We start from the raw sequence: 12699 nt of genomic DNA on the forward strand, positions 1-12699 counted from the left end.
TTGTTTTGCGCCTCGTCGTGGGCCATGCTATGCATATTGTCAACAATCTACAACCCGCGTCGAGGAGTAGCTTCATGGCTCAGCTCTCACCTCTACTCAAGCAAGCCACTCCCGTCGTCGTCGACCATGGCGAGGGCGCTTACCTGTATGACGTCGAGGGCAACCGGAACCTCGACTTCACCGCCGGCATCGGCGTCACCAGCACCGGCCACTGCCACCCGAAGGTCGTGCGCGCCGCGCAGGAGCAGATCGGCAAGCTCATCCACGGCCAGTACACGACCGTGATGCACCAGCCGCTGCTGAAGCTCGTCGACAAGCTCGGGGACGTCCTGCCTTCCGGGCTGGACTCACTGTTCTTCGCCAACTCCGGCAGCGAAGCCGTCGAGGCGGCGCTTCGCCTCGCCCGCCAGGCGACCGGGCGGCCGAACGTGATCGTGTTCCAGGGTGGCTTCCACGGTCGCACCGTGGCGGCCGCGAGCATGACCACCTCGGGCACCCGGTTCAGCGCCGGCTTCTCGCCGCTGATGTCCGGCGTGCACGTCGCGCCGTTCCCGTACGCCTACCACTACGGCTGGGACGAGCAGACCGCGACGAAGTTCTGCCTGCGGGAGCTGGACTACCTGTTCGCGACCGGCACCGCCCCCACCGAGACCGCCGCGTTCTTCATCGAGCCGGTCCTCGGCGAAGGCGGCTACGTGCCGGCGAACACCGAATTCATGCAGGGCCTGCGCGAGCGCGCCGACGAGCACGGCATCGTGCTCGTGCTCGACGAGATCCAGACCGGCTTCGGCCGCACCGGAAAGTACTGGGGCCATGACCACTTCGACATCCGGCCCGACGTCGTGACCATCGCGAAGGGTCTGGCCAGCGGCTTCCCACTGTCGGGCATCGCGGCCTCGCAGGAGCTGATGGCCAAGGCGTTGCCCGGTTCGCAGGGCGGCACCTACGGCGGCAACGCCGTGTCGTGCGCCGCGGCAGTGGCCACCTTGGAGGTCATCGAAGAGGAGGGCCTGGTCGCCAACGCGGCGGCCCGCGGGCGCCAGTTGCTCGAAGGTGCCCGGCTGATCGGCGACAAGACCCCCGAAATCGGCGACGTGCGCGGCCTCGGCCTGCTCGTCGGCTCCGAATTCACCACCTCCGACGGCAAGCCCGACAACGCGACCGCGCAGGCCGCGCAGCGGGAGGCCGCGCGGCGCGGACTGCTGATGCTCACCTGCGGTGCGTACATGAACGTCGTCCGGATGATCCCGCCGCTGGTGGTCAGCGCCGAACAGATCGACGAGGCACTCGGCATCTGGGCCGAGACCGTCGCCGCCGTCAGCAAGAACTAAGGAGAACCGTGGCCCGCTACATCACGATCAGCCTCGACAAGCGCGGCGTGTCCTGCCGGGCCGTGCTGCTCGACCGGGAGGCGCCGCGTACCTGCGAGGCGGTGTGGAACGCCCTCCCGCAGAGCGGCTCTGCCTATCACGCGAAATACGCGCGGAACGAGGTGTACACCCTGGTCCCGCCATTCGCGGAGCCGAAACCGGGACGCGAGAACCCCACAATCACCCCTATTCCGGGCGATGTCGTCTATTTCGGTTTCGAAGCATGGGAAATCGGTAACCCGGCATACGGTTACGAGGATTCCAGTGAGGCGCACAGCGATCAGGGCGCGACCGACCTGGCAATATTTTACGGGCGAAACAATCTCTTGATCAACGGGGACGCCGGCTGGGTGCCCGGCAACGTTTTCGCCACGATTGTCGAAGGCCTCACCGAAATGGCGGCAGCGGCCCAGGATCTGTGGCTGCGCGGGGTCGAGGGGGAAACGCTGTCCTTCGCACGTGTGGAGTGACCACGGCCACGCGGGGTGAAGGTCGCCGGCACCGGCTTCCTTCACCCTTTCGCGTGAACTAGGCCAGATCACCAATCGCGCCAACGCTTTCACCCGTTCGAGAGCGCGTGGCGCCTGGATGCCGCATCAAGATCGCCATAACCGCATGTCACTGATTCGGGTGGGACTACCGGCAGTGCGGCATCACGACCGGGTCACCCCCGCGCTAAAACCCGAAAGTGTTACGTGTCTAAGCTGAAGGGATTTCAGCGCCAAACGGTATTGCGTACCGGACGCGGTGACGGCTCGTTGACAACGGATCGGCATGGGTGGAAATCTCGTCCTCGCTTTCGAAAGCAAGGGCACATTCGCAATGTACCGATTCCGTTAAGGAGCAACACCCATGCACGCCTACTGCTTCCACTACTGCCACGACATTCTCACCGGTGCCGTGGCGCACCTGGCGCACTTCCTCGGCTGGCTGATCTGATCCGCGAATAGCCTGACGCGGGGCCGGGACCGAATTGGCGCGGCCCGGCCCCGCACCTTTTCCCGACCGAACCGGCGGCCGCGGTCGTCCGTGCACCGGTTCGCGCCGCGAGGACCCCGTGCACCACGCCGTACTACGCTGCGACAAACGGCAGTGTGGTTCAGGAGAGGCGGGGTGCACGTCATGGGAGACGTCGCGGCACGGTTCGCCGGGATCGTGGGCGCAGGCAACCTGCTCACCGGTGACCAGGTGGGCGAGGACTACGCGCACGACGAGTCGCTCACCTGCGAGCCCCGCAAGCCCGCCTACGTGGCCAAACCGGGCAGCGCCGAGGAGGTCTCGGCGCTGCTGACTGCCGCTGCCGAGCACCAGGTTCCGGTCACCGCACGTGGCTCCGGCAGCGGGTTGTCCGGCGCGGCCCGGCCGCGGACGGATGGTCTACTCATTTCGTTCGAGCGCATGAACAAGGTGCTCGAAGTCGACTCGGGGAACCAGGTCGCGGTCGTCCAGCCCGGGGTCACGCTCGCGGAACTGGACGAGAAGACCGCCGCCGCGGGGCTGGCGTACACGGTGTACCCCGGCGAGCTGAGCGCGAGCGTCGGCGGCACGGTGGGTACCAACGCGGGCGGCATGCGCGCGGTGAAGTACGGCGTCACCCGGCACAATGTCCTTGGCCTGCAAGCGGTTCTGCCCACCGGGGAGATCATCCGCACCGGTGGCAAGACGTCGAAGATCTCGACCGGTTACGACCTCACCCAGCTGATCATCGGCTCGGAAGGCACGCTCGCGCTCGCCACCGAGGTGATCGTCAAGCTCTACCCGCGGCTCGCGCACGGCGCGACGCTGCTCGCCCCGTTCAACGACCTGACGCAGGTCATGGAAGCCGTTCCGGTGATCCTCGCCAGCGGGCTGACGCCGAACATCCTCGAGTACATCGACAATCTCACGATGGCCGCGATCAGCTACAACGAGCAGCTCTCGCTCGGTGTGCCGGACGAGATCCAGCAGGCGACGCAGGCGTATCTGGTGGTGGGCCTGGAAAACCGGGACGCCGACCGCCTCGATGGCGATGTCGCTCGCGCCGGGGAGCTGCTGTCCGAGCTGGGGGCCGCGGACGTCTACGTGCTCGACGGTGGCTCCGCGCGGAAGCTGATCGAGGCGCGGGAAAAGGCTTTCTGGACGGCGAAGGCCGCCGGCGCGGACGACGTGATCGACGTTGTCGTGCCACGCTCGGAAATGCCCGGTTTCCTTGCGAAGACACGGGAACTGGCGCTCGCCGCCGAGTCGGGCGCGATCGGGTGCGGCCACGCCGGCGACGGAAACGTGCATCTGGCGATCTTCTGCAAAGATCCGGAAAAACGGCGCCGGTTGCTGCACGACATCTTCGCCGCCGGAATGGCCGTCGGTGGTGCGATCTCGGGTGAGCACGGTATCGGCGCGGCCAAGCAGCAACACTTCCTCGACCTCGAAGATCCGGCGAAGGTCGCGTTGATGCGGCGCGTCAAGCAGGCTTTCGATCCCACGGACATTCTCAACCCCGGCGTCCTTTTCGGTTAGGAGCAGAATGAACGGCGCGCAATCCCTGATCCGCACTCTCGTCGACGCCGGTGTCGACGTGTGCTTCTCCAACCCCGGCACGTCGGAGATGCACTTCGTCGCCGCGCTCGACTCGGTGCCGGAAATGCGCGGTGTGCTTTGCCTGTTCGAAGGTGTCGTCACCGGCGCGGCCGATGGTTATGCCCGCATAGCCGGAAAGCCGGCGGCGACGTTGCTCCACTTAGGACCCGGGCTCGGCAACGGCCTGGCGAACCTGCACAACGCCCGCCGCGCGCACACGCCGATCGTCAACGTCGTCGGGGATCACGCGACGTACCACAAGAAACTCGACGCTCCGCTGGAGTCGGACATCCCAGCGCTCACGGGCTGGCTACAGGGCTGGTCGCGCGAGCCGGGCAGCACCGCCGATGTCGGCGCGGACGCGGCGGCTGCCGTTGCCGCGTCGATGGACCCGCCCGGCCGCGTGGCCACGCTGGTCCTGCCCGCCGATGTGTCGTGGGGCGATGGTGGTACCACGGTCGCCCCGATCCCGCCGCGCGCACCGCATCCGGTTTCGGCCGCGACGGTCAAGTCGGTCGCCGAGGTCCTCCGGTCGGGCGAGCAGGTTTCGCTGCTGATCGGTGGGCCCGCTTGTCATGAAGCGGGTCTGCGCGCGGTCAGCCGCATCGCCGCCGCGACGGGCGCCAAGCCGTTGATCGAAACGTTCCCGGCCCGACTCGAACGCGGTGCGGGCCTGCCGAACATCGAACGGCTCGGTTACCTGGCCGAGCAGGCTTCCTATCAGTTGACCGGCACGAAGCACCTGATCGTCGTGGGCACGAAGTCGCCGGTTTCGTTCTTCGCCTACCCCGGCAAGCCAAGCGACTTGGTGCCCGAAGGTGCCCAGGTGCACACGCTTGCGGAGCTCGACCACGATGTCGTCGGTGCCCTCGAAGCCCTTGCCGACGAGGTTGCGCCCGATGCCGAACCGGTTTTGCAGGAACCGGCCCGCCCCGCGCTGCCGAGTGGCCCGCTCACCGCCCAGAACTGGGTCGAGGTGATCGGTGCCGTCCTGCCGGACAACGCGATCATCTCCGATGAGGCCAACACTTCCGGCGTGCTTCTGCCCGCTGCCACCGCAGGCGCCCCGCGGCACGATGTGCTGACCCTGACCGGCGGTGCCATCGGCCAGGGCCTCCCGGTGGCCACGGGCGCCGCCATCGCCGCCCCGGACCGTCCCGTGATCGCGCTCCAGGCGGACGGCAGTGCGCTGTACACGATCTCCGCACTGTGGACACACGCGCGGGAAAACCTCAACGTGACGACGGTTGTACTGAACAACCGCGCTTACGCCATCCTCCGCATGGAACTACAACGAGTCGGTGCGGAAACCAATGGCGTCAAAGCAAATGAGCTGCTGGACCTCTCGCGCCCAGACATGGACTTCGTCAAGATCGCCGAAGGCATGGGCGTCCCCGCCACAAGGGCCACCACCGCAGAAGACCTGGCCGCACAACTTCAAGCAGCACTGTCGGAGCCCGGCCCACACCTAATCGACGCCATCATCCCCCCACTAATGTAAAAAAAGACCGCCACCCAGCACCAAAACGCAACCACCAACACCGCCCACACCCTCCCCCACCCCGATCCCAAGCCGCCCTTGCGGATGGGGGAGTTCGTCAAGGTACTCTTTCCCGCCTTGACGAACTCCCCCATCCGCGAACACTCACAGATCGGGGCGGGGGAGGGTTCACCCGGCGAGGGCGCTCCGCGCCCGGCCCCCGTAGTCCGGCAGGGCATCAGCCGCAGGTTCAAAGACAAAAGATCAAAAGAATGCCTCGCCGGCGGGCTGGCTCCGGGATGAGGGGCCCAGGGGATCTCACCTTTTCGAGGTGGTTGAGTTGGGTGGTCATCCCGTCGCCTGCGGTTTTCGAATATCACTTTGACCGGCGGCCGCAAGCTTTGGTCTGTACACGCGAGTACCGGCGCAGGTTGCGGCCACCGCCCAAAGTGATCGTTCCGGTTTCAGGCGACGGGATGACCACCCAACTCTTACCGTGGGCTTGCGCCGCCTATGCCTGGCCGCAGACCACTGTGGTCAGTAGGTGTTTTGCGCCTGCGCGTAGTTCGTCCAGTGCTGTTTCCGAGCCGCTCAGGAACCGTAGTAAGGCTTGCTCGAAAAGCCCGTCAAAAAAGGCGTATGCCATTGGGGGTGGGCAGACGGGGTCGCGGCCGGACAGGTCGGCGTAGCGGCTCACGATGCGCCAGATCATCTCCTGCAGGCCGCCGTCGATCTCCGCGACGTCGGTCCGGAAAGTTTCTTCGAACAGTGACTGCGCACGCAGGTCATACCAGAGGCGATGCATGAACGCCTCTTCCTTCAACGTCGCGGCGAGGCCGTCGCCGAACTCCACCGCCAACTGCTCGGGGCTCTCGGCGGTATCGACAATCCCGTCGTACCGCAGCACGCAGTGCGCCTTGTACTGACGCACACAGTAAGTAATCAGCTCGACCTTGTCGCGAAAATAATAGTGCAGCGTGCCGTGCGAGAACTCGGTGTGCTGCGCGATCTCCCGCAGGCTCGTCCGAGCGTAACCCCGCTCCGCAAGCGTTTGCAGGGCACCCTCGGCCAGCAGTCGACGGCGTTCCTCGAACTTGTCGACCTGTCTTCGCGCGATCCGGTCGAGCCCATCGGCGGGCTGGGTCACGGTCACCTTTCCGGCCGAAGGTACGGATTGGACACCACTGACGGTAGCCCACTTCAGCGACGTTGGTCGACTGTCCAGGTTTCTCTGGACGACTGTCCAAGAAAATCTTGACACTCGTCCAGAGGATGTCGCACGGTGGTGGTCCGCAAGGGCAGTTCCCGGAAGGACGCCAGTTGATGTCGCTCGCCGCATACTTGGACAAGGGTGCGTCGCTCGGCCTCAACGCACCCTGTCTCACCCTCGGCGGGAAGTCGTGGACCTACGGCCAGGTCGTCGACCTCAGCCGGGCAGTCGCCCGCGCGCTGCGGCGAGCGGGCGTCCAGCCCGGTGACAAGGTGGGGATCCTTTCGGCCAACGACCCGGCCGCATTCGCGTCCGTGTTCGGCATCGCTCGCGCCGGCGCCGTGTGGTGCCCGATCGCTTCCTGCGAGGGCGCAGCCGAAAAACGGGAGCTGCTCGACCTGTTCGACTGCACGGTGTTGCTCTATCAAAGCCGTTTTGCCGCACAGGTCATGGAAATCGCCGACGAGCTGCCACAGTTGACGACGCTCGTGGAGTTCGGCAGAGACTTCGCGTCCTGGACAGCGAAAGCCGCCTGGGATCTGTTCGTGGAAGCCGGTTCGCCCGACGGCGTCGTCGCGATCATGGGTACCGGCCGCACAAGAGGCGTTCAGCTCACCGACCGCAACTTCGAGACGATGACGGCCATCACCCTGATGAGCTATCCGTTCGACAGTCGGCCGGTTTACCTGGCGCTGGCCCCGCTGACAAAGGCCGCGGGTCTGCTGTGTTTTCCGGTGATGGCGCACGGCGGCGAGATCGTCATGATGCCCGAGCCGGATATCGGCGAGTTCCTTCGTCTGATCGAGCGGCATCACGTCACGCACACATTCCTGCCGCCGACGCTGATCTACCAGCTGCTACGCCATCCGAAACTGGACACGACCGAACTCGGGTCGCTGCAATGCTTCTGGTACGACGCGGCAGCGATGTCCCTGGCCCGCCTGGAAGAAGCGCTGACGCGCATCGGGCCGGTGATGGCGCAACTGTTCGGGCAACCCGAGGCGCCGATCACAGTGTCCACAATGGCCCCATCGCAACACTTCACTGTGGACGGTGCGATAGACAACGAACGGCTGTCCTCGGCGGGCCGGCCTTCTCCCCTGGTCACCGTCGCCATCATGGACGACAAGGGCCGCCTGCTCGAACCAGGTGAACGCGGCGAGATCGTGGTCCGCGGGTCACTCGTGATGGCCGGCTACTACAAGAATCCCGAGGCCACGGCGAAAGTTTCGGCGCACGGCTGGCATCACACCGGCGACATCGGCTACCTGGACGACGAGAACTTCCTCCACCTCGCCGGTTATTAGACATGGGCTTGGTTGCCCGGGTGCAGGGGACCCGGGCAACCAAGCCCAGCAGTTACTCGAAGATCTCGCCGCTCTCCGCCTTCTTCACCAGGCTCTCCGGCGGCAGGAACTGGTCACCGTACCGTTCCGCCAATTCCCGTGCCCGGGCTACGAAACCCTTCAGGCCGCCCTCGTACTGGTTCATGTACTGCACGACACCACCGGTCCACGCCGGGAAACCGATGCCGAAGATCGACCCGATGTTCGCGTCCTGCACCGAAGTCAGCACGCCCTCGTCGAAGCATTTCACCGTCTCCAGCGCTTCGGCGAACAACATCCGCTCCTGCAGATCCTTCAACGGCACCTGCGCGCTGCCGGAGTTGAACGCCTCCCGGAGCCCCGGCCACAGGCGAACACGTTTGCCATCAACGTATTCGTAGAAACCGGCCCCCGTGGAACGGCCCTTGCGGTCGAACTCGTCGATCATCCGGTCGACCACGAACTCCGACGGGTGCGCGTGCCAGGTACCACCGGCGGCCTCGACCGCCGCGCGAGATTCCTTACGGATCTTCTGCGGCAGCGTCAGTGTCAGTTCGTCCATCAACTGCAGCGGCGGCGCCGGGTACCCGGCCTGCGAACCGGCCTGCTCGATCGAAGCCGGCTCGACACCCTCGCCCAGCGCGGCGACCGCCTCGTTGATGAACGTGCCGATGACCCGCGAGGTGAAGAAGCCACGGCTGTCGTGCACGACAATCGGCGTCTTCTTGATCTGCAAGGTGTAGTCGAAGACCTTGGCGAGCGTGGCATCCGAGGTCTTCTCACCACGGATGATCTCCACGAGTGGCATCTTGTCCACCGGCGAGAAGAAGTGGATACCGATGAAGTCTTCCTGCCGCTGCACACCCTGCGCCAGACCGGTGATGGGCAGCGTCGACGTGTTCGAGCCGAGCACCGCATCCGGGTTCACGATGTTCTCGATCTCGCCGAACACCTTGTGCTTGAGGTCCTGGCTCTCGAACACGGCCTCGATCACGAAGTCGACGCCCGCGAAATCCGCCGGGTCGGCGGACGGCTTGATGCGCGCCAGCAGCGCGTCCGACTTCTCCTTCGTGGTCTTGCCCCGGGAAAGCGCTTTCTCCTCCAGCTTGACCGCGTAGCCCTTGCCCTTTTCGGCGCCCTCGAGCGACACGTCCTTGAGTACGACGTCGATCCCGGCCTTCGCCGAGACATACGCGATCGCCGCGCCCATCATCCCGGCACCGAGCACACCGACCTTCTTCGCGGTGTACTTCTCGAAACCATCAGGCCGGGAGCCACCGGAATTGATGTGCTGCAGATCGAAGAAGAACGCCTTCGTCATGTTCTTCGCGACCTGCCCGATCGCGAGGCTGACGAAGTACCGCGTCTCGATCTTCGTCGCGGTGTCGATGTCGACCTGGGAACCCTCGACCGCGGCAGCAAGAATCGCGCGCGGCGCGGGCATCGGCGCGCCCTTGAGCTGCTTGCGCAGGTTCGCCGCGAACGACGGGTTCGACGGTGTGCCACCGGGAATCTTGTAGCCCTTGACATCCCACGGCTGCACGGCCTCGGGGTTGGCTTTGATCCACTCTTTGGCCTTCGGCAGCAGTTCGTCCACAGTAGACACTAGCTCGTGCACCAGGCCGAGTTCCCGCGCCTTCGCGGGCTGGTACCGCTGCCCCTGCCCGAGCCAGTTCAGCACCGCGTTCTGGATACCCACCAGCCGCACGGTCCTGGCGACGCCGCCACCGCCGGGCAGCAGACCGAGGCTGACCTCCGGGAAGCCGATCTGCGCGCCGGGCACGTCCGCGACGATCCGGTGCTGCGCGGCCAGCGCGATCTCCAGGCCACCGCCGAGCGCGGCGCCGTTGATCGCGGCGACGACGGGCTTGCCGAGCGTCTCCAGCCGGCGCAGCTGCCCCTTCAGCTCGTTGGTGCTGTTGGTGAGCTCCTCGGCGTGCGCCGGCGTCGCCCGGATCAGGTCGTTGAGGTCACCGCCCGCGAAGAACGTCTTCTTCGCCGACGTGATCACCACCCCGGTGATCGAGTCCTTTTCGGACTCCAGCCGGTCGACGGTCTGCGCGAAGGACTCCCGGAAATCGGCGTTCATCGTATTCGCCGACTGGTTCGGATCGTCCAATGTGAGCACGACGATACCGTCGGAGTCCTTGTCCCACTTGATGGTCTTGGTCATGCTCACACCCGCTCGATGATCGTGCCGATACCCATGCCGCCCCCGATGCACAACGACAGCAGTGCGCGCCGCTGCTGGCGCCGCTCCAGTTCGTCGACCATGGTGCCGAGGATCATCGCACCGGTCGCGCCGAGCGGATGCCCCATCGCGATCGCGCCGCCGTTGACGTTGACCTTCTCCTCCGGCAGCTTCAGGTCCTTCATCCACTTCAGCACGACCGACGCGAACGCCTCGTTCAGCTCGAACAGGTCGATGTCGTCGACGGTCAGGCCCGCGTTGGCGAGCACCTTCTGCGTGGCGGGCGTGGGACCGGTCAGCATGATCGTCGGGTCGGACCCGGTGATCGCGGCCGAGACGACGCGCGCCCGAGGCGTGAGCCCGAGCTCCTTGCCGACCTGCTCGTCACCGATCAGCACGATCGCGGCGCCGTCGACGATGCCCGACGAGTTGCCGCCGGTGTGCACGTGCTCGATCTTCTCGACCCAGTGGTACTTCTGCAGCGCCACCGCGTCGAAACCGCCGAACTCGCCGATCGCCTCGAAGGCCGGCTTCAGCTTCCCCAGGCTCTCCACCGTGGTGCCGGGGCGGCGATGCTCGTCGTGGTCGAGGATCGTGACGCCGTTGATGTCCTTCACCGGGACCACGGACTTCGCGAAGTAGCCGCCGGACCACGCCGCTTCGGCCTTGTCCTGCGAGCGGACCGCGAACCGGTCGACGTCCTCGCGCGAGAAGCCCTCCATGGTCGCGATCAGGTCGGCGCCGATGCCCTGCGGCGCGATGTAGTGGTCGTACCCGGTGGCCGGATCGATGAACATCGCGCCACCGTCGGAGGCCATCGGCACCCGCGACATCGACTCGACGCCACCGGCGATGATCAGACTCTCCCAGCCCGAGCGCACCCGCGCCGCGGCCTGGTTGACCGCCTCGAGACCGGAGGAACAGAACCGGTTGAGCTGCACGCCCGCGACCGTTTCCGGCAGCCCGGCGACCATCGCCGCGGTGCGCGCGATATCGGCGCCCTGGTCACCGACCGGGGTCACGACACCCAGGATGATGTCCTCGATCCTGGCCGGGTCCAGCCCCGGGTGACGGGCCTTGAGCTCGTCGATCAGACCGACGACCAGGTCGAGCGGCTTCGTCCCGTGCAGGGACCCGCCCTTGTTCTTGCCACGAGGCGTACGGATCGCCTCGTAGATGTATGCCTCGTTGCTCACACCGACGGCCCTTCCTTGATTCAGGCTAATCGCTACTAACATAATCCGCCCATATCCGCAGGTGTCAACTGTTTGCGGCGTGATCTGGAACGGCTATCGTGGGCTCACCATGCAGCATTCCCGAAGCCGTCAGGGCGACCGCAGGAACCAGCTGGCCGCGATCGCGGCCGAGCTGTTCCGCGCCCGCGGGTACCACGGGGTCGGCATCAACGACATCGCCGCCGCGGCCGGGATCACGGGCCCGGCGCTGTACCGGCACTTCGCGGACAAACAGGCCGTGCTCGCGTACGTGCTGCTGTCCGGCGTACGCGACATCGAGGTCGAGACGACGACAGCGCTGTCCTCACTGGAGAAGCCGAGTGGCTTGCAGGTCGACCGGCTGCTGAACCGGATCGCGACGGCGTCGGTCGAACGCCGGGAGGTCGCGGCGCTGTGGCGCTGGGAGGGGAAACATCTCGCCGCGCAGGACCAGCGCGAGATCGGGAAGCGCTCGTCGACGATCCTGACCGCGTGGGCGAAGGTCCTGTTGGAGATCCGGCCGGAGCTCGCCGCCACCGACGCCGAGCTGCTGTGCTGGGCCGCACTGAGCGTGTTCGGCAGTGTGTCCGTGCACCACACCACGGTGGCCAGACGCCGGTTCGTGCAGTTACTCAGCGAACTGGCCAAGCGCGTGCTGAGCGCCGACCTCCCACCTGCTTCGGACGTCCCGTCGCGAGTGCCCGCCCTGGGCATCGGCACACCGCCGTCACGGCGCGAGCAGCTGCTGTCCGCGGCCACGGATCTGTTCCGGCAGCACGGTTTTCACGACGTGAGCATGGAAGACATCGGCGCCGCCGCGGGCATCGCCGGGCCGAGCGTGTACCGGCACTTCGCCAGCAAGGCGAGCTTGATCCACGCGATCGCCCGCCGCGCCGCCGACCGCCTCACGCTCGGCGCCGACGAGGTGCTGCGCGACAGCTCGGACGAGCGGGAAGCGTTGCGGCGCCTGGTTTCCTCGTACGTCCAGACACTCACCGGATCCGGCGAACTGGTCGTGTCGTTCTCCATCGACGGGGTGAACCTGGCCGATAAGGAGCGCGCCGAACGGGTGAGCGTGCAACGCGACTACGTCGCGCGCTGGGTGAACCTGCTCCGCGCCATCCAGCCCGCGCTGAGCCCGCGCGAAGCCAAGATCATCGTGCACGCGGCGCTGACGATCGCGAACGACCTGGTCCGCACGCGGCGGCTCAACGCGCGCCCGAACCTCCCCGCGGAGCTGGAAACGTTGTTGCGGGCCGTGCTGCAGTTGGCCTGACGGACCGCCGCCCTCCATGTTAACCTACTGGCGAGTAGGTTCCGGTCTGATAGGAGTGCGACGTGGGAACACCCCAG

At 66.2% G+C, this 12699-nt stretch carries 8 protein-coding genes and 1 pseudogene; 6 read left to right on the forward strand and 3 right to left on the reverse strand.

Features of this window, described 5'->3' with window-relative positions; all coding sequences use genetic code 11:
- Positions 1-74: 74 nt before the first annotated feature.
- The 4 genes from LOZ83_RS05950 (at position 75) to LOZ83_RS05965 (ending at position 5427) form a co-directional block, all read left to right on the forward strand.
- A complete protein-coding gene (locus LOZ83_RS05950) occupies positions 75-1331 on the forward strand; it encodes an aspartate aminotransferase family protein (RefSeq protein WP_236789160.1) in 1257 nt (418 codons plus the stop codon).
- A gap of 8 nt (positions 1332-1339) precedes the next feature.
- Positions 1340-1840, forward strand: a complete 501-nt coding sequence (locus LOZ83_RS05955) for a DUF3830 family protein (protein ID WP_236789161.1) — start codon at positions 1340-1342, stop codon at positions 1838-1840.
- A gap of 652 nt (positions 1841-2492) precedes the next feature.
- Positions 2493-3866: an FAD-binding oxidoreductase gene (locus LOZ83_RS05960; protein WP_236789162.1), complete on the forward strand. Its 1374-nt coding sequence runs from the start codon at positions 2493-2495 to the stop codon at positions 3864-3866.
- Positions 3867-3873: 7 nt separating this feature from the next.
- Entirely contained in the window at positions 3874-5427 is a 1554-nt protein-coding gene (locus LOZ83_RS05965) for an acetolactate synthase large subunit (protein WP_236789163.1), read from the forward strand.
- 490 nt (positions 5428-5917) lie between these two features.
- Here LOZ83_RS05965 and LOZ83_RS05970 read toward each other — a convergent pair whose 3' ends face one another.
- Complete coding sequence (locus LOZ83_RS05970; protein WP_236789164.1) at positions 5918-6553, reverse strand: TetR/AcrR family transcriptional regulator; 636 nt, start codon at positions 6551-6553, stop codon at positions 5918-5920.
- A 176-nt stretch (positions 6554-6729) separates the two neighbouring features.
- On the opposite strand from LOZ83_RS05970, the pseudogene LOZ83_RS05975 reads away from it, so the two are divergent.
- Positions 6730-7911, forward strand: a pseudogene (locus LOZ83_RS05975) (AMP-binding protein); the annotation flags it as partial.
- Between the two features lie 64 nt (positions 7912-7975).
- On the opposite strand, the gene LOZ83_RS05980 reads toward LOZ83_RS05975, so the two are convergent.
- Together LOZ83_RS05980 and LOZ83_RS05985 are read right to left on the reverse strand one after the other, a co-directional pair.
- On the reverse strand, positions 7976-10120 hold the full coding sequence (locus LOZ83_RS05980) for a 3-hydroxyacyl-CoA dehydrogenase NAD-binding domain-containing protein (protein ID WP_308190188.1): 2145 nt from the start codon (positions 10118-10120) through the stop codon (positions 7976-7978).
- On the reverse strand, positions 10117-11328 hold the full coding sequence (locus tag LOZ83_RS05985; RefSeq protein ID WP_236789166.1) for an acetyl-CoA C-acetyltransferase: 1212 nt from the start codon (positions 11326-11328) through the stop codon (positions 10117-10119). The genes LOZ83_RS05980 and LOZ83_RS05985 overlap by 4 nt, the downstream gene beginning before the upstream one ends.
- Before the next feature lie 109 nt (positions 11329-11437).
- Here LOZ83_RS05985 and LOZ83_RS05990 point away from each other — a divergent pair, with 109 nt between their 5' ends.
- Complete coding sequence (locus LOZ83_RS05990; RefSeq protein WP_236789167.1) at positions 11438-12622, forward strand: TetR/AcrR family transcriptional regulator; 1185 nt, start codon at positions 11438-11440, stop codon at positions 12620-12622.
- Positions 12623-12699: the final 77 nt, after the last annotated feature.

Origin of the sequence: Amycolatopsis sp. GM8, assembly GCF_021653975.1 — a bacterium.
In the GTDB taxonomy this organism is placed as follows: Bacteria; Actinomycetota; Actinomycetes; order Mycobacteriales; family Pseudonocardiaceae; genus Amycolatopsis_E.